Source organism: Spirochaeta lutea (assembly GCF_000758165.1).
GTDB lineage: Bacteria > Spirochaetota > Spirochaetia > DSM-27196 > Salinispiraceae > Spirochaeta_D > Spirochaeta_D lutea.
Genome location: NZ_JNUP01000059.1, coordinates 1 through 18,188, shown reverse-complemented (window position 1 = coordinate 18,188; position 18,188 = coordinate 1). Strand labels below are relative to the sequence as shown.

Annotated in this window: 17 protein-coding genes; 11 read left to right on the top strand and 6 right to left on the bottom strand. The window is 55.1% G+C overall.

All coding sequences use genetic code 11. The features are described from left to right. On the top strand, positions 1 to 523 hold a 523-nt coding region (locus DC28_RS07275), incomplete at its 5' end, for an ATP-binding cassette domain-containing protein (protein WP_037547345.1). After that, complete coding sequence (locus DC28_RS07270; protein ID WP_081942044.1) at positions 520 to 2,526, top strand: ABC transporter ATP-binding protein; 2,007 nt, start codon at positions 520 to 522, stop codon at positions 2,524 to 2,526. The genes DC28_RS07275 and DC28_RS07270, both read left to right, overlap by 4 nt. 8 nt (positions 2,527 to 2,534) lie before the next feature. Here DC28_RS07270 and DC28_RS07265 read toward each other — a convergent pair whose 3' ends face one another. The 4 genes from DC28_RS07265 to DC28_RS07250 all read right to left on the bottom strand — a co-directional run bounded on the left by DC28_RS07265 (position 2,535) and on the right by DC28_RS07250 (position 6,002). After that, the gene (locus DC28_RS07265) at positions 2,535 to 2,936 is read right to left on the bottom strand and encodes a response regulator (RefSeq protein WP_037547344.1); all 402 of its coding nucleotides are present in this window, start codon (positions 2,934 to 2,936) and stop codon (positions 2,535 to 2,537) included. Beyond that, the gene (locus DC28_RS07260; protein ID WP_052078594.1) at positions 2,933 to 3,385 is read right to left on the bottom strand and encodes a chemotaxis protein CheW; all 453 of its coding nucleotides are present in this window, start codon (positions 3,383 to 3,385) and stop codon (positions 2,933 to 2,935) included. Before DC28_RS07260 ends, DC28_RS07265 begins: the two co-directional genes overlap by 4 nt. A gap of 9 nt (positions 3,386 to 3,394) precedes the next feature. Next, on the bottom strand, positions 3,395 to 5,245 hold the full coding sequence (locus tag DC28_RS07255; protein ID WP_052078593.1) for a methyl-accepting chemotaxis protein: 1,851 nt from the start codon (positions 5,243 to 5,245) through the stop codon (positions 3,395 to 3,397). Positions 5,246 to 5,345: 100 nt separating this feature from the next. After that, on the bottom strand, positions 5,346 to 6,002 hold the full coding sequence (locus DC28_RS07250) for a response regulator (RefSeq protein WP_037547343.1): 657 nt from the start codon (positions 6,000 to 6,002) through the stop codon (positions 5,346 to 5,348). Positions 6,003 to 6,378: 376 nt separating this feature from the next. Here DC28_RS07250 and DC28_RS07240 point away from each other — a divergent pair, with 376 nt between their 5' ends. Both DC28_RS07240 and DC28_RS07235 read left to right on the top strand, forming a co-directional pair. Continuing rightward, positions 6,379 to 7,575, top strand: a complete 1,197-nt coding sequence (locus DC28_RS07240; protein ID WP_037547341.1) for an MFS transporter — start codon at positions 6,379 to 6,381, stop codon at positions 7,573 to 7,575. Positions 7,576 to 7,715: 140 nt separating this feature from the next. Then, positions 7,716 to 9,056, top strand: a complete 1,341-nt coding sequence (locus DC28_RS07235) for an MATE family efflux transporter (RefSeq protein WP_052078592.1) — start codon at positions 7,716 to 7,718, stop codon at positions 9,054 to 9,056. Between the two features lie 40 nt (positions 9,057 to 9,096). Here DC28_RS07235 and DC28_RS07230 read toward each other — a convergent pair whose 3' ends face one another. Next, a complete protein-coding gene (locus DC28_RS07230) occupies positions 9,097 to 9,468 on the bottom strand; it encodes a VOC family protein (RefSeq protein ID WP_037547339.1) in 372 nt (123 codons plus the stop codon). 537 nt (positions 9,469 to 10,005) lie between these two features. Here DC28_RS07230 and DC28_RS07220 point away from each other — a divergent pair. The 6 genes from DC28_RS07220 to DC28_RS07195 all read left to right on the top strand — a co-directional run bounded on the left by DC28_RS07220 (position 10,006) and on the right by DC28_RS07195 (position 16,763). Next, complete coding sequence (locus DC28_RS07220) at positions 10,006 to 10,713, top strand: hypothetical protein (RefSeq protein ID WP_037547336.1); 708 nt, start codon at positions 10,006 to 10,008, stop codon at positions 10,711 to 10,713. 39 nt (positions 10,714 to 10,752) lie between these two features. After that, complete coding sequence (locus DC28_RS07215) at positions 10,753 to 11,505, top strand: hypothetical protein (protein WP_037547333.1); 753 nt, start codon at positions 10,753 to 10,755, stop codon at positions 11,503 to 11,505. Positions 11,506 to 11,561: 56 nt separating this feature from the next. Next, positions 11,562 to 12,830: a hypothetical protein gene (locus DC28_RS07210; protein ID WP_156104617.1), complete on the top strand. Its 1,269-nt coding sequence runs from the start codon at positions 11,562 to 11,564 to the stop codon at positions 12,828 to 12,830. A gap of 13 nt (positions 12,831 to 12,843) precedes the next feature. Continuing rightward, positions 12,844 to 13,620, top strand: a complete 777-nt coding sequence (locus DC28_RS07205; RefSeq protein WP_037547330.1) for an ABC transporter ATP-binding protein — start codon at positions 12,844 to 12,846, stop codon at positions 13,618 to 13,620. Beyond that, complete coding sequence (locus tag DC28_RS07200; RefSeq protein WP_156104616.1) at positions 13,617 to 14,381, top strand: hypothetical protein; 765 nt, start codon at positions 13,617 to 13,619, stop codon at positions 14,379 to 14,381. The genes DC28_RS07205 and DC28_RS07200 overlap by 4 nt, the downstream gene beginning before the upstream one ends. Before the next feature lie 234 nt (positions 14,382 to 14,615). After that, positions 14,616 to 16,763: a discoidin domain-containing protein gene (locus tag DC28_RS07195; RefSeq protein WP_037547326.1), complete on the top strand. Its 2,148-nt coding sequence runs from the start codon at positions 14,616 to 14,618 to the stop codon at positions 16,761 to 16,763. A 48-nt stretch (positions 16,764 to 16,811) separates the two neighbouring features. On the opposite strand, the gene DC28_RS07190 is transcribed toward DC28_RS07195, so the two are convergent. Further along, positions 16,812 to 17,357, bottom strand: a complete 546-nt coding sequence (locus DC28_RS07190; protein ID WP_037547324.1) for a DUF1697 domain-containing protein — start codon at positions 17,355 to 17,357, stop codon at positions 16,812 to 16,814. Positions 17,358 to 17,552: 195 nt separating this feature from the next. On the opposite strand from DC28_RS07190, the gene DC28_RS07185 reads away from it, so the two are divergent. Beyond that, a complete protein-coding gene (locus DC28_RS07185; protein WP_037547322.1) occupies positions 17,553 to 18,113 on the top strand; it encodes a DJ-1/PfpI family protein in 561 nt (186 codons plus the stop codon). Positions 18,114 to 18,188: the final 75 nt, after the last annotated feature.

Sequence of the window (18,188 nt, the reverse complement as noted above, 5' to 3'; positions counted from 1 at the left end):
GTCCGGGAGCACCGGGAAGTCCGGGGGCTCCAGGAAGTCCGGGAGCACCGGGGAGGGCCGGGGACTCCGCCATGATACTCGGGACCTGGACCGGGCGGTGGAGATTGCCCAGGCACGGGAAATTATCGATGAACGGTCCGAGGGCTATGGATCCGTACTGTCCCAGGGTGGAATAAACCTCTCAGGGGGACAGAAACAACGGTTATCTATTGCCAGGGCCTTGGTTAAAAACCCCGGCATATACATTTTTGATGACAGTTTTTCCGCCCTGGATTACCGGACGGATCTCAGGTTGCGCCAGGCTTTGGTACGGGAGACGGCCGGTGCCACGGTGGTACTGGTTAGTCAGCGGGTGTCTACCATCCAGCAGGCGGATCAGATTATTGTCCTGGATGAGGGGCGGATCATGGGGACGGGAAGCCACCAGGACCTGATGGAGGGCTGCCCGACCTACCGGGAAATCGCGGAAAGTCAATCAACCAGCAACCAGTCAGAATCCCGCAACCAGGAGGGGATAGAATGAGTTCATCACAAAAACCGTCCACCGCATCCGCCAGCCCCCAGACCGCCCGGCAGGGCATGGGGCACGGCCCCGGAGGCAGGGGCATGTCCATGCCGACGGAAAAACCCAAGGACTTTCGACGATCCATGAAGAAACTCGGTGAATACCTGGGTCCCTATCGGGTCGGGGTGCTCGCGGTATTGGTGGTAGCCGGGGCTTCCACGGTCTTCACCATAGTAGGTCCGAAAATACTTGGCCGGGCCACTACTACCTTGTTTGAGGGGATTATGGCCAGCATTGCCGGGACTGGAGGGGTAGATTTCCAGGCAATCGGGCGGATCGTATTAACCGTACTGGCCCTGTACCTGGTTTCCGCCGGGGCTGCGGCCTTGCAGGGATGGATCATGGCAAAGATTTCTGCGGACATTACCTACCGCTTCCGGCGTGATATGGCCGAGAAAATTCATCGCATGCCCTTGGGGTATTTTGACCGGACGAATCATGGGGAGGTGCTTTCTCGGATAACAAACGATGTCGATACGGTGAACCGGACCCTGAGCCAGAGTCTCGGCCAGATGGTAACCAGCCTTACCACCGTGGTGGGGGTGGTCATTATGATGGTTACCATTAGCTGGCTCATGACCCTGGTTGCCTTGGTGATGGTACCCCTGTCCTTGACCATCGTAATGGCTATCGTTAAACGGTCCCAGGGGTACTTCCGGGAACAGCAGGAGGGTATCGGCCGGCTTAACGGCCATGTGGAGGAGATGTACGGGGGACACCTGGTAATGAAGGCCTTTTCCGGTGAGGCCAAGAGTCTGGCAGTCTTTTCCCGGCATAACCGGAGCCTCTTTGAATCAGCCTGGAAGAGCCAGTTCCTCTCGGGACTCATGATGCCGATAATGATGTTCGTCGGAAACCTGGGGTATGTGGCGGTGAGTATTTTAGGTGGCTATCTGGCGGGTACCGGGGTCATCACCCTGGGGGATATTCAGGCCTTCATTCAGTACGTGAGACGCTTCACCCAACCCATTAGCCAGATGGCGCAGATTTCCAACGTATTACAGCAGACAGCTGCAGCGGCCGAACGGGTGTTTGACTTCCTTGAAGAGGATGAACAGAGCACGGAGCAATCGAATCACCCTGAATCCCAGAACGTGGAAACCCTAAAAGAGGCTGTCGCCCGTAAAGAAATGGACACCCCTGTACCCCAGGGCCATGTAGAGTTCCAACATGTGCGGTTCGGATATGATCCGGAGAGGGCTGTAATAACCGATTTCAGCGCCAAGGCGTCCCCCGGCCAGAAGATCGCGTTAGTGGGACCCACTGGGGCAGGAAAAACAACCATGGTCAAGCTGCTCATGCGGTTTTATGAGATACAGGGCGGACGGATTCTGGTGGACGGCGGGGATATCGGGGGGATCCCCCGGGAGCAGGTTCGCGGTATGTTCGGAATGGTTCTCCAGGACAGCTGGTTATTTATGGGTAGCATCCGTGAGAATATCCGGTACGGTCGTCCCGAGGCTAGCGATAGTGAGGTGGAATCGGCAGCGGTAACGGCACATGCCGATCATTTTATCCGTACCCTTCCCGAGGGGTATGACACGGTAATCAATGAGGAGGCAAATAATATCTCCCAGGGGCAGAAGCAGCTCCTGACCATTGCCAGGGCTATTCTTGCGGATCCTCCCATGCTTATTCTTGACGAGGCTACCAGTTCGGTGGATACCCGGACGGAAATTCTGATTCAACGTGCCATGGACCGACTGATGGCGGGGAGAACCTCCTTCATTATTGCCCATCGCTTATCGACGATTCAGAATGCTGATTTGATCCTGGTGATGAAACAGGGTGATATTGTGGAGCAGGGGAGTCATCAGGAGCTTCTCGATCAGGGCGGCCACTATGCCGACCTCTATGCCAGCCAGTTTGAGGCGGAGGATGTCCGGGGAAATCCGGGGGGCGCCCCGGGGAGCAGCGGTGCGGTCTGCCGGGAGAATCCGGGTGGCGCCCCTGGAAGATAGGAGAAGGGTTACAGCCTGTCGGAAGACCGCTCCAGAATATGCTGCGCCACCAGGCCTGGCAGGGTTGATGGGGATGTTGCTTTACTGATGAAGGGGAAGATCAAGAGATCCGGGGCCCGCTGGGCAAGGTAGGATTGGGGCTGAGAACTGAGAAAGAGAATCAAGAGGCTGGGGTCCATAAGCTGGAGGGTCCTGGTCAGGGCGATGCCGTCGGGCCCGCCCCCCAGATTTATATCCATGAGGATTGCATCAAACTGCCTTCCGTCCTGGAATGCAGCCTCCACTGCATCCAGGGCCTGAAGTCCCGAATAGGCCAGTTGAACAGAGAAGCCATGGCGCTCTAACCGCTGCTTCTGACTAAGTGCGATGATATACTCATCCTCCACGATGAGCAGGGAACCCCCGGTCATACCAAGGCCCCTCCAAGAAGGGGCTCGGGGGCAAGCAGAATAGTGAAGGAATCATTGGTGGAAACTATGCCCCTGAGCAGCTCGGATTCCCGGACCGCCAAGCCTGTTTTAGGCGGCGGCTGGATATCTTCCTGGGGAATCTGTACCACTTCCCGTACTACATCGGTTATCAGACCAACCATCGCCCCCTCGGATGCCTCCAAAATGATGATGGTTTGTTCCTGGGTGATGTTCCGATCTCCATGACCGGTTTGATCCCGGGTAGTTAAACCAAGGCGCTTTCCCAGGTCCATGACCGGAACCACCGAGCCCCGGAGGTTGATAATCCCAAGCATACAATCGTCCATGTCCGGCAGGTGGGTGATAGTATCTCGTTGCAGGATTTCCCGTACCTGGGAAACCGGCAGAGCAAACTGATCGTTGTCGATGGTGAATGTTACGTAATCCACTGGGGGCTCCTAAAATTCTTCGAAGTTAGCCTGGGTAAATTCGTCCTGGCCGTCTTGTAGGGTCATAGCTGAACGCTGGAGGGACTGGGTTACCTGATCCTCGGGACTCTGGTTCTTCCGGGGGGCTGCCGGGGCAGGGGGTGTTGAGGCTGTGCGGGCTTTTGCTGGAACGGCGGCCGCGTTTTTGCCCCCAGGGTTGGTACTGGCCTTCCCGGGATGGACTGCGGTTTTCTCAGGTGGTGCTGGAAGAGGTGCCGGATGGGAACCGCGGAGGTGCCGGGATGGTGACTGGCTCCGGTCCTCAGGGCTGGGCAGGGCCCGGGTAGCCTTTTTAAGAGTTTTGAAGTAGGAGACGGCATCCTGGAGAATGTGGGCCTGGGAGGCTAACTCCTCGGAGGACGCGGCGACCTCTTCGCTGGCCGAGGCGTTCTGTTGGATCACCTGATCCAGCTGAAGGAGGGCGGTGTTGATTTGACCTACCCCGCTGTTCTGTTCCGAGCTGGCAGCAGCGATTTCTTGAACGAGTTCGGCGGTTTTACGGATATCCGGCACTAACTCTGCGAATATGCTTCCGGCCTCCTCGGCAACGCTCACGCTTTCTTTGGCGAGGGTACTGATTTCTCCGGCGGATTTTCCAGAGCGCTCGGCCAGCTTCCGTACCTCTGCGGCAACTACTGCGAAGCCCTTGCCGTGTTCACCGGCTCTGGCGGATTCAATGGCGGCGTTAAGGGCCAGAAGGTTGGTCTGCCGGGCTATTTCTTCGATAATATTGATTTTTTCAGCGATCTTCTTCATGGCAGCGATGGTTTTCTCCACCGCCTGACCGCCGGTTTGGGCATCGATGGAGGCCTGGCGGCTGATTTTATCGGTTTGGGATGCATTTTCGCTGTTCTGGGAGATGTTTGATCCCATCTGCTCCATGCTGGCCGAAACCTCTTCGGCGGAGGCAGCTTGTTCGGTGGCGCCCGAGGATAGCTGTTGGGCGGTGCTGCTCATCTCCTGGGCTCCGATGGAAACCATCTCAACGGAGTTCTGGACGTCGTCTACTACCTCCCGCAATTGAATCACCATAGACCGAATAGATTTGTACACCCCCCGGTTTTTGGCTTTTTTATCCGCTTCTTCCAGATCGATGGTTAAATCTCCTGTGCTGACCCGTTGGGCGATATCAGCCAGGAAGAGGGGTTCCGCCCCTAATTGCTTGGTTAGTCCCGTGGTGATTCCCACCCCCAGAAGGATGCCCACAGCCACACTGGCTGCTACCAGGATGCCCATTATGAGGGCGGACTGGGCGTAGAGGCGGTTTGCCTCCAGGGAGAAATCCTGAGCCTGGGTTTCCTTAAGGGTTTCGGCTGCGGTAAGCGCCTGGTCCAAGGCATCCGAGACCTCCCGGCCCTGGGTTTGAGATAGGGTAACCGAATCTCGGCTTTCTTGAATGGCATCCGAGGCTGCTAAACTGAGGATGGATGAGTTTACATTCAGGTATGGCCCCAGGGCTGATTCTACTTCCTGAATTGCCTCTTGAGCATCGGTGGTCACGAACTTTTCCGATGCCAGATCGAGCTGCTCCTGAATGCGAGCACGGTATTCCTGTACCTGCTGCTCGTAAAACTGTTTATCTTCACGGGAGCTGGCCAGGAGCAGATTCTTCTCCGCCCGGTCTAAATACAGCATCTGAATGTTCATCTGCTTGATTTCAGCAAGACCCAGGAGTTCCCGTTCATACATGAGATCGGAGATCTCATCCATCCGGGACATGTTCATGAGCCCCAATAAGCCCACCAGCCCGACCAGGATTATCATGAGGATAAAACCGATAGCCAGACGGGTTCCCACATTCAAGGTATTAAATCGTTTCATGAATCCTATTATTTTTTGGGGACCCGACAATAGATATAGGGAAAGTTCCTAGGCAATGCCTGGAATTATCCCTAGGACCCGGGTGGAGCAGCGGGGAGGTTCAAACCTGCACCAGGTTGTTCCGTACCGCGTAGAGCACCAGTTCGGCAATGGATCGGGAATTCGTTTTGGTCATGATCTGTTTTCGGTGGGCCTCCACGGTTTTGGTGGAAACGTTGATGATCCCGGCGATTTCTTTTGAGGTATTACCCCTGACAAGGAGATTCAAAACCTCCCGTTCCCGGGGAGTCAGCTCCAAAAACGCCGGTGCCCTCCATGAATGGGACGACTCCCGAAGGATCTCTACAAAATATCCGGAAATGGGTGATGCTATGTAGAACCGGTCTTGCAGCACCTCATGTATAGCCGTGGTAAGGTCCGCAACCGATGCGGATTTTGGAACATACCCCTGGGCACCGGATGCAAAAAATTCCAGGATGATCCGTTTGTCCGTCTGGTTTGATACCCCGAGAATCCGTGTTGCGGGAAAAATCCGACGGATCCGCTGGCAAAGATCAACGCTGTTCATTCCGGGTACCGATAGATCCATTAATACCACATCAACTGCGTGTTCCTGGAGTATATCCAAGGCTTCCTTGCCTCCCGGGGCATGCCAAAACCGGAGGTTATACAGTCCTGCCAGGGACGCCTGGAGTAGGCTTGCAATGCCATGACGAACCAAGGTGTGATGGTCAACAAGAAGAAGAGAGAGGGTCATAGGAGTTCCATCCCGTTAGCAGGCATCGGATATGGCATGCTCAGAGCCGGGGCACGAAACCCCGCACCCTGGAAATACTGTCCGGAATGCCAGGTTTGAGAATACACATCGCAGGGGATAATACCATAGGATTTCCCGGTCCGGTAGGTGGGAAAACCCTCTATAAAACCCAGGGGAAAACCCCAGGTTTTTAGGTAGGAAGAAAGGAGTTTTGGGGGGAGTGCATGGCACGCACCGCGGTGGATAACTATTTTCATATGGTGATATAATACGCATATTCCAAATAAAGGTTACAAAAAAAGTCAGATAACAAACATACCCTAGTATTGGCCTATGCATTGAAATCCCTCCAAAAACCGGATAGCTTTTTGAAGCCATGAAAACCGGAAAACAACGAAAAAAAAGAAATACTGCTGGATTACTTTCCTCCCTCTACGCCTACAGCTTTTTCGCGGATTTTGTGCTGATTTTTCCCCTCTACGGGGTCATGATCAGTCAGTCGGGAATACAACCTTGGCAGGTGGCTATGCTTTTCGCCCTCTGGTCGGTAACCACCTTTGTATTGGAGGTGCCCTCGGGAGTGTGGGCGGACCGGTACTCCCGGCGGAATATCCTGGTTCTGGGCCAGGTTTTCCGGGGTGCAGCCTTCGGTTTGTGGCTGATGCTGCCGAATTTTTTGGGATTCTTGATAGGATTCATCCTCTGGGGGGTTGAGTGTGCCCTACGCTCCGGAACCTTCGAGGCTCTGCTGTACGATGAATTAGCTGCTCTGGGCAGGGAGGCAGAATTTACCAAGGTTTTCGGTCGTACCCGAGCCATAAGCTCCGGGGCTATGGTAGCGGCAGCGGTCCTCGCCTCTCCGGCGGTGTTACTGGGGTATCCGGTTATCCTTGGTATGAGTTGTTTCGCCAGTGTGGCAGCCGCCCTGTGTCTCCGCCTGGTACCCGAGACGGAAAAGCAGGATTCAACCCAAGAGGACCAGCCCGGGTTCGTTATGATGTTGACCCAGGGCGTGAAAACAATCCAGCACACCCCCGGTGTTTTCGGGCTCCTTATGTTTGTTTCCCTGGCGCTGGTATTCAGCGGCGCCCTGGAAGAGTACTGGGCCATCGTTGCGGACCAGGCGGGTATGCCCGCCTATTGGCTCGGATTGTATATCGCCGGGATTACTGGGGCCGAGGCCCTGGCCGGTCTCCTTGCCCATCGGTTTACTGGACTTACCGCCCCTTGGTTTTACCTGCTCTTTGCCGTTACCGGAGGCCTTTTAATCCTGACAGGGATGATATTTACGCCCCCGGCCCTCGCCATAATCCTTGGTTTCGTGTTTATTTCCGGTATTATCCAGACGGTTTACGAGGGACGTCTGCAGGAGGCGATCCCATCCTCCCTCCGGGCAACCCTTTCCTCCTTCAAGGGGCTCCTGGTTGAGTTGAAGGCTCTGGCTCTGTATGCAGCCATCGGGGGACTGGCTCAGGCCTCGGGATACTCCGTAAGTTTGGCGGTTCTGGGCGGGGTGATCCTACTTGCAGGTCTTGGATTTCTGGTGTTTACTTTCCTCAGGAAGGTGTTGTAGCAGGGTGATTCCCATGTCCCGCCAACCCTCTCCCCCGGGTTAACCACACGCGCCCGGAACCTCCCCCGGAAGGGAATAGCTCTCCGCTCCAGGACATCGGTCCTGAGGCACTATATATAGATAGATAAAGAAGGACCTCTGTGAAAAAGGACAAAACCCTCTGGGGCATTGCATTTCCGTTGATGCTCAATATGCTCATTTCCCAGGTACAGCTGATCATCGACCGTGCCTTTCTCGGCCGGATTCAGGTGGAATACATGAGCGCCCTGGGCAATGTGACGGCTCCCCTGTGGACCTCTCTGTCGGTGATCTTCGCCATTACCACAGGCGCAACCATCCTGATGAGTCAGGCCATCGGGGCAGATAATGAGCCCCGGGTCCGCCAGCTGGCCCACAGCGTCTTGAAGTTCAACAGCCTAATGGCTATCGGGTTGTTCTTACTGTGGAGCTTTTTTGCCCGGCAGATATTCCAGGCTATGGGTGTGGCGGAACCGGTGTTGGGATACTGTCTGGCCTACATGACCTATCTGCTCCCGGTCATTCTCCTGACGGGTATCATCTCCGCCAGCACCAGCATTTTACAGTCCTACGGATTTACCCGGCCCATCATGATCGCCGGGATCGTGCGGTCCGCATTGAACATTATCCTGGACTGGCTGCTGATCTTCGGAAACTGGGGGTTTCCTGAGTTGGGACTCGAGGGCGCCGCCCTGGCCACCTCCTTGGCAGAGGCCGGAGGCCTTATCATTTTCCTGGTATTGCTCTTTCATCCCAAGACCCTGCCCTTTACCCTTCGGGTCAGGGAGATACTCCGGGCTCCCCTGGGGTTTTACAAGGAGATTTCCATGAAGGGGCTGCCATCCGCAGGGGAAGAGTTCCTGTGGAACATTGGAAACCTGGGGCTGCTGCGCTTATTAAATACCATCAGTATGCTGGCTGCGGGCATCCACACCATCATTTTTAGCATTGAGATTATCCCCGCCATGGTATTCATCGCACTGGGACAGGGGGTAATGACCCTGGCGGGACACCGGACCGGGGAGGGAAACCGTCAGGAGGCTATCCGGATCGGGTACCGTGGAATCCTGGATAGCTGGATCATATCCACGGTTATTTTGGTGATTTTCTTGGTATTACCCCGGCAGATCCTGGGAATCTTTACCAACGATCCCCAGACCATGGAAACCTCTATTACCATCCTGGTTATCGCGGGGCTTAAATCCTATCCGCGGTCCTTAAATATCGTCCTGGGATCGGCTATCCGGGGGTACGGGGATACCCAGTGGATGTTCAAGACCCAGATCCTGGGGACCATTCTGGTTCTTGGAGCCGCTGCTCTGGGACTGTTCGCCTTCAATATGGGTATTGTCGGGGTCTTCTGGGCGGTGTTTCTGGATGAAGCGGTTCGCGGGGTGTTGAACTTCTTCCGCTTCCGCCGCGGTCCTGATCTTCCGGTGGCGGTTCAACCTGCAGGTGCCTAACAGCCCCGGACTACCCGGGGCATGGGAATCACCCTAGATCCTAACAATGCTGGTCAATGAGTACCGGGTTTCCGTCAGGATCCACTATCACGAAGCTGCCCGGGCCGCTTTCGCTTTCTAATGCCTCCTGCTCGGTCTTCAAGCCCTGGCGGCGTACCTCAGCATGGATATCCCGGACATCGGGAAGATTCTCCAGGGTGTTACATTCTTGATCCCACCGGGGGTTGAAGGTCAAAATATTCTGGGAAAACATACCCTGAAACAGGCCGATGATGGCCGGACCGTTCTTCATGATCAGGTAATGATGCTCAGCTTGTCCGCCGAAAACAGTAAATCCCAAGGCCTCGTAGAAGGCCTTGGAGGCCTGTAGATCCTTGACGGCCAGACTTATCGAGAAAGCGCCTAATTGCATTTCTATCTCCTTTCCAGTGGGGCAGAAGCGGAAGGGTTCTGCATTCCTGCCGGTTTTTCCACATTGCCTTGTCCCTGGCTGCCCGGGCAACCCAGGGTACTGTGGTACTACTATAGGGCACCGGGATGGACCATGCAAACAGGTTTCGCTCCATACCTATGTTCGATGTTTTTAGGCTGGATGTATCCGGTGTTTCCGGTGCCGCCCGGGGGGATTCGGTGATTTTCAAACACCCAAAATGGTTCTGTATGAACCAATACCGCCCTTGGGTTATTGATACTATTATTTTCTTTTCTTACTATCGTACGTAAGTCGAAACTAGTTCAAAATAGAGGTTTGTGAAGGGATTTTGTAGTACGAAAAAGGTTGTAAACGAAACCAGCTATAGCGGAGGACCCTTTAGGACCACCCATGGGTGGTGTTGCCAGGGTGCAATGGTACAACCTTTTGCGCACAGTAAAGGAATTTGGCATATAGGGTTCGATCTTGGATCGGTAGGATTCATTTTGAAACCTCGGGGCATAGTTTGGGTTGGTAATGATGGTGAATGTTGCACATAAGAACCTACTACTGGTGGTGCTTTTCGGGCTCTTCCTGGGGCAGCCTGGATTGGTCAGGGCTCAGGCCGGAACTTCTTCGCTGGATAGCCCGCGGTATTCCCGGGGCTTCGGATCCCATTTCGTGGTGGTTACCCGGGATTTTGATCTTCTGGTGTACCGGCACGGAAGGACTGTGTTTCAACAGGATAATCTCTCGGACCTCATCGCCCTGGATTATGCAAATCTTGCAGGCGGCGCAGAACCAGAACTCATCCTCATTGCCGCCGATGGGATCTCCTACATTGATCTGGAGGCTTCTGAGTATCGGCGGGTTTCCTACTCACAGAATCCCACCCCCTTTACCAGCACTGCTCTACAGAACAGACCGAAGACGGTTCGGTTGTTTTACGAGGTTTCGGACCAAAGCGCAGCGGTGCCGCTCTGGTTTGATCATGCAGGTCTCATGACCATGGAAGATAACCGTCCACGGCGGTTAACCCAGGAGACCATGCCATCCTACCTCGACGATCTTGGCGCTCAGCTCACCATGCCTGGGGTGCAGAGTATTACCAGTGTTATGCCCCTGGTTTCGGTGCAAGATGTCAATCAAGACGGGCACGATGAAATCTTGTACATAAACAATTCCATCCTGCACATCCTGACCTACCAGGGCCAGAGTCTTGGGAGGGTGGATCTCTCGGGATAACATGGAACCACAGCCCCGATCTTCTGGGACCGCCCGCCCGTGGCGTTTATTGACGTGAACAACGACGGTCTTGAGGATCTGCACCTCTTTAGTTTTTCTCCGAAACAAGGTTCAACCTCCGGAGAGGTTGAATTGACCGCCTTAGTATTCTTCCGCCAGGAGACCCCAGGGCGGTCGTCGAATGATCTCAGCTTCAGCAGCTTTCCCAACAGGCGGTATGGGATTCTGGCTTCCAATTTTCCGAACGGAGTTAGTACCCTCAGGGACCTCAATGGAGACGGCATCCCGGACATTGAGTTTACCTCCATTGACCTAACGGCTTCCATTACCAATCTCTTGCTCCGCCGCAGTATCGCCGTCAGCTACAAACCCATCCTATATAATAGGTATACCCACCGCTATGAAGACACCGGATTGGAACTCGGGAATACCCTGAGTATTGATCAGCCCAGGGCTTCGCAGACTCAAGCCGGTTCGGCCTTAGAAAGTTTGGCAGGCCTCGATTTTACCCAGATGATCGGCCGGATCTTTCCCCGCTTTGATGCACCTTCAGGCGTATCCGCGAGACCCCAACCCCAGGCATCAGCAAGCAGCCCTCTACTGTTCATGTATAACGGCCAGGGGCGCCAGCTCTCCTACTTCCGGCTGCCCAACCTGCGCAACGGCCAGGGGCTCCAAACCCCGTCGTTTCTTCGGGTTACCGATCAGCCTGAGCTCATCATGACCGGGGATGTCCTGGAGGTTTACCTGATTAGGAGCGGCAGGATGTATTACCAAAGGATTCCGTTGTGAGCCGGTGGTTTAGGGTACTTTTTGAAAACGGACAACCGGAAGTACGGTACGCCGAAGTGAGTCGCTGCTTTGGGGTGTTTTTGGGGATACTGTTCCTGTTGACCGCCCCCGGGGTGTCTGCCCAGCCCTCGACTGATGAGCTGATCTATGAGATTACCGAGGTAGTTCTGGAGCTTCCCGGAAATCGAAGGGTTGCCATTAATCCGAAGGAACTTACCGGCACAGCCCAACCGGTACAGCCCGATTACGAGACGGTGGAAAGCCTTTTAACTGCGGTTGCCCATCGGTACCTGGTAAGTATCGCGGAATACAAGCTCGCAGCATCCGGGGATGACGAAACCCAGCTATCGCTTCATGTATTCTGCCAGCCCCAGGGGCAAGGAGATATGTTCCTCCGTTCCCTAAGCCTCTTTTCCCTGCATCCCGCCGAGATCAGTCCGGGACTTTCCCGCGAGTTGCTCTACGCTCAACAGCAGGATATAACCCTGATGTTCGATTGGGTTACCTCACCCCTCCAGCTTGTGAACGGGCTTGAGGTATACGCAGGATTCTCCAGGATTCCCCATCCTGCACTGTCGGATCTCCCTTCGGACCCGCGAGATCGTCTTTCCCTGGGGGTGAGCCTGGGGCACCAGTGGTTTTTCTCCAATGACTCGAGCCTGAGGCTGGCAGTAACCTCAGGGTTCGACGTGGATAACTATGCTCCTGATCCTGGGGGGATATCTCTGGGCGGCTTGGTGCGGTTTTCCAGCTCCCGGAATCTGAAGGACTCCCGGTTTATCGGGGCAAATCTCACCCGGTTTCGGCCCGCCACCGGAGAGGTTTCAGGGACGGTGGTGCTCCACGGAAAACCCGATTCTCTCCTGTTCTCCGGCGACCGATTGACCTTGGACGGAAGATTTTCCTACGGCACACCGGTAGGAGAGTCCCGGGACGGAATAATCCTTGCTCCCAGGGGAGAGCTCCGCGATCTTGAACTTGACCTGGTATTTCCCGGTATTCTCCTGGATCTTACCAGGGATTTTTTGCTCTTCCCCGGTTCCGGAACGGCGAGCCGTCAGGCGGTGGTGTTTTCTTACCAGATGCTCTATCAAACACCGAGGGTTGTACAGGTACTGCTCTTCGAGCTGCGGCCCTTTGTTGAGCACGACCTGATCCTCAGCGGGCGGGGGCTTGAGGGGTTGACCATCGCTGGGGGGATATCCCTGGGGGCATCCATGGGGGATGGGCTACCATTGGATATTCTTCGCGCCGGGGTTCTCCTTGATCTCCTACCGCTTACCCAGGGATCGGAACCCGAGATTTCATTCTATGTGAGCTTATGAACGGAGGGGTTGGGTGAATACTCCCACGGTTTCGCTTTCAGGTATAACCAAGAGTTTTGGAAAACAAGAGGTACTCCGGGGGGTGGACCTTCAGGTGTATCCCGGAGAGGTAGTCGCATTGATCGGTCCCAATGGCTCGGGGAAATCGACCCTGTTTAAAATTCTTTCCGGGCTTATCCAGAACTACGCCGGGACCATATCCTTTTTGGGCAAGGAGCAGCCCCGGGGCATCGGCCACCATCACCATGCGGTATTCTGTTTCGATTCCATGCCGCTATTTTCCCGATTTACCATGCCTGAGAATCTCGCGTTGCTTTCACTCTTATCGAAAACGACTATCCAGGAGAGAGACGGTTCCTCATCCGGACCGTTTCCCCTCGATACCCTACCGGCTAAAAAAGCCGTTCAGGTTTTCTCCCAGGGGATGAAACAGCAGGTACTTACCCAGGGCTTACTATCGACGTCACCGTCAACCCCGACTACTGAGGTAGCACGGCAGCCCGTTCTCTATGTTCTTGATGAACCCACAAATAGCCTGGATTACCAAGGGGTACAGCGCCTGGAACACTGGATTACCTCAACGGTAAGGGATTCTCAATCCAGCGTTTTAGTATCGGGACATTACTTGGAGATGATGGACCGAATTGCCCACCGGACCGTATGCCTCAGGGACGGCCGGGTCACTGGGACCTACGGCCCAGGAAAAGAACGGCTAGGGGTTCTCCGGGCCCAGTTCCCCCTCTCACCCCTATCTCCCACCTCGGATAGCCAGCCCGGGAGGGGAATATGAGGTGGATGATTGGTTTTGAACTCTACCGGCTAAGAAAACAGCATGCGCTTTGGGCCTACCCCCTGTTTTCACTGATGATCTTTGTAGTCTACGGGTTTTCCCTTCATTTAAGCGGGTTGGGGGTTCCTCCAGATATTCCCCTGGTATTGAACACGAGCTATGCAGCCTACGCGCTCATCGCCCCCGTACCTATATCGGTGGTAGTTTCCTGTCTATTCCTCGCTGGTTCCTTCCTTGAGGATCAACGGTCCGGATGTATCCAGCTCATCCTTACCCGGGGATTAAATAGAAGGGAATACTTTTGGGGCCGGGTTTGCTTTTATCTCCTCCTGCACGGGGTTGTGGTAGGGATAATCAGCGGGGCTTCCTGGGGTATCGCAAATGTGGTGTTTGAGAACCGGTTCCCCATCTCCGCGAATGATATCGAGGTGCTTGCCCCGGGGGTGCTGGGTCCCTACCTCCTAGCCCTAGGGGGTATGTACCTAAGTTCCCTCATCCCCCTGGTTCTCATCGGTCTTGCAGGGTATTTTTCATGGAATATGGTGATTCTGGTATGTCTGGCCGCTGGGTTCTGGTTTGGTCTCAACTCCGTTAGCGCGGATATTCTCGGATCCGCGCTTCTGCCTGACTATCAGTTCACCCAAACTCTGGATGGATTCCGGGCCTCGGCAATGGCACAATTACTACCCCTCGGCAGTCTGGTGTTCCTTGGCCTTCTGGTGCCGGTAATCAACAAGCTTCTGTATAGAAAGGATTTCTAGGACATCTACCCTGAACAGGCCGGGCGTTTTGGGGGATCGGAGTGATGATGAGGGCGGCGATGCTCGAGCTGCGCTGGATCGACTTCTTGGTGATCACGGCAAGGCTCTTCCCAGCCTAGTTCCGCTGAATGAACCGTGGCATTGCACCGGAACCTACGGTTTGATGGTTCGATGGCGGATGCGTTGAAATCACTCTATAATTAAATAACCAATTACTGATGAACGAGGTCGAAGATGAGACAGGATAGAACCCAGGGGCGACTGCGGACCATTCTGGTTTGGACGGTTGCGGTGGCGATGGTAGCCGGGTGCGCGGTTAGGGCTCAGGTGAGGGCGGAGTCGGCGACGGGCAGCAGGGGGGTACTTATCATTCTGCCCCGGGAGGGGTTTGACGAGCTGCAGTATACCATTGCCTGGGCGAGGCTTCGGGCTAATGGAATCCCCTTTTCCCTGGCGAGTTCTCCAGGGGGAGTTGCCCGGGGCCAGCTGGGGATGGAGGTCGCCCTAGATCTGCCAGTGAGCAGGGTGAATCCCGAGGATTACCGGGGACTGCTTCTCCTCTCTGGACCGGGGGTTCAATCCCTGATAGAGGATGCTTCGGTGCAGGGGCTGGTGGAGCAGTGGGGGGAAGAAGGGCGGCCTGTCGCAGCCTTGGAGGGTGCTCCGGCGGTACTGGCCCAGGCAGGTCTATTGACCGGTAGGCAGGCGGTCTGCTGGCCGACCTGGAGAGGCCAGGTACGGCAGTTCGGGGCTGAGATTATGCCGGGTATAACGGCTCGGGCGGGGTTTATTCTTACGGGCCTGGGGGGCTCGGATGAGAATACTACTGCGTTTATGCGGGAGTTCATAACCATGGTTCAGGACGGGGCCGGTAACCAGGTAGAGAATCTGCCCTTCATGCTGGATGCGGATGGCCGGCGTTTTGTCATGAGCCATGGAGGAAGGACCCGGACGGGTCTGGTGGTGTTTCCTCCCGGGCTGGGACCGGATTCCGGTGGTGCCGTGGGCGGGACGGGACAGGACGGTGAGTATTCTCTTGTGTTGGGTTTGCACGGTATGGCTGGAACGGGAGAGGATTTTCGTGAGAAGGGTTTTGATGTACCTGCCCGGGAGCTTGGGTTCCTTATGGTGTATCCCGATGGGTATAATGGGGATTGGGATGTGATTCCCGGTCGGCCGACCCTTTTTGACGATGAGGGGTTCTTCCGGCGGCTGATAACCGTTTTCTTGGAGGAGTACCCGGTGGACCCCGGGCGGGTGTATGTAACAGGCCATTCCTTGGGAGCGTTTATGAGCTACCGTCTTGCCCAGGATTTATCTGCCATGATTGCTGCGGCGGCCCCGGGAGCCGGGCTGATGTATCCTAGCCGGAAACCCGAGAAACCAGTGCATCCAGTGTCCATCCTGCATATCCATGCCCGGGATGACTGGAACGTTCCCTTTGACGGGGATCCGCTCTACGATAGTCCCGTTTCTGTGGCGGAGTGTATGGAGTTCTGGCGCGGGGTTAACGGGGTTCAAGGGAGTGGTGAGGCTGCAGAGGGTGAGGAGTTCTTTTCCTGGAGGGGTGTCCGAGGGATTAGGTGGCCCGGGGCTGACGGGATTACCGAAACCGCCCTGGTCGAACATCCCACAGGTGGCCATGGATGGCTTCCCTTTGCGACCGAACAGATCGCCTCCTTTTTCTACCATCATCCCCCTCGGCCGAACAGCGTAGAGATATCCTATCAGAACCTGCCCTCTTACGGTGAAACCGGCCGGAGCATGACCATTGCAGCAACGGTGAGGGATCCGGAGGGGATTGGGCAGATCGTGTTTTTGAAGAACGGCGAGGTTCTTGGACGGGATGATTCACCGCCATATACGGTAGATTGGATGGAGTCGGTTCCGGGAACCTATCGGATTACCGCCCGGGCAGAACTGAAGGACGGGGGGATCGTTGCCTCTACGGATAACCGGAGTATCTACATAACGCCGCCCCGACTCGATCCCCTAGCTTCCCGGGGGACTGTCATGACAGTCCGGTCGAGCAGCAATGAGTCCCCGGCACTAAAACCGGAGAATCTTCTGGACGGGGATCCCTATACCCGGTGGGCCAGCGAGTATTCGGATGATCAATGGCTGGAGATTGATCTGGGGGCCGTCCGCGGGGTTTCGGGCCTTACCCTGGTCTGGGAGGCGGCCCATGCCAGGGCCTATGGTATTGAAATCTCCTCCGACGGAGGGGATTGGACGGAGCTTTACCGCACCGAGGACTGCCCCGGCGGCACCGAGACCCTCACCTGGCCCGCCCAGGAAGCGCGCTATATCCGGCTCAGGGGCCACGGGCGGGCAACGGCCTATGGCTATTCCCTCTGGGATGTGGTGGTGCACGGGGAATAAATCTATGGGTAGAGGGCAAAAGCTCAATGAGGGCTGGATAGCCCGGCATCAGCCCTGGGAAGTCTCCAGCATGGACTGCAGTTTTCTCAGGGTGTTCACATTCCGGATGGTCATAGCCTTGTAGAGTTTCGTGCCCACTACCGCCAGGAGGGCGGAGCGGGTTTGATTCGCTCTGGAAACCTTCCAGAGGATGGCTCCGGGAACGTAGCGAGCCTGGTCAATATCGGCTTTCGGTCCCATACGTTCCAGGGTTTCCGGGCTATCCTCTTCGGGAAAGAGAAAGAGGATATCGGATTTTTGCTCCTTGTCGTTGGTCCAATCGGGGGGCACGGCGCTGCAAATCACCCTGAACCGGTCCTCGGGCAGAACTAGAACCCTGGTGGCAATCCCGAAGTCACGGCTCATCACTGCCTCAAAGAGGGTCTGAACCTCCTGGATCGACCCGGATGGGTGGCGGAATAGGACGTTTCCCGAAGCAATATAGGTGCGAACCTCCCGGAAGCCTGCTGTCTCAAGGGCCTGGCGCAGCTCGGCCATGGGAACCTTGTTATTGCCCCCCACGTTTATGCCGCGCAACAATCCAATATACTGCATCTGAGCTCCTTTTATCGTGCAATCTACGAATAAGTGTATCATATCTTGGGTGATTGTAAGGCCCGACATCCTGGAGGCCCGGGTTTACACGGTGGCTGAAATGCTCTATAGATATTCTTCTGCCCAGGGGATTACCTAGCCTCGGGGTGAAATAAAGGCTGCATCGTGTTTATGCTGCGAAAATCGGAGAAAACAATGAACGTCTGTATATTCTATTTTGAACAATTTGCTAACCACGAAATTGTATTCGCTTGTCATGAATTTCGTAAGCAGAATATCCTGGCGGTAGGCCTCGAAAAGGGCATCTATCAATGCACCGAGGGACAGAAGGTGGTTGTAGAATATGGTCTGGATGAGCTTAGTCTGGATGATATCGATGTTTTCATCGTGCCAGGTGGGATTACAGAGAACATCCAGGATAATCCTGAGCTACTGAGGTTCATAGCTGAGTTGCACCGGAGAAAGACCATAATTGGGGGGATCTGCGGGGGAACCTTTATTCTCGCAAAAAGCGGGATTCTAAAGAATACTCCTTGCACCGGGCATTTTATCCGCTTTGAAGCGGGGACGCCAGAGATTGCATTGTTTTCTGATGCAGACCTTCGTGATGAGGATGTAGTGGTTCACGACAATATAGTAACGGCCAAGGGAAAGGCTTTTATTGAGTTCGCTCTGGCCCTAGCAGATACCGCCGGCCTCTTCAGGGCCCGTGAAGAGTATGAAAATGAGAGATCCTGGCTCAAGAATTCTATATAGCTACAAAAATCCTCTAAGAATTAGATAGTGCGCAAAACCCTGTAACTTTTTACAAACCTCCCCCCACCCTTGAAG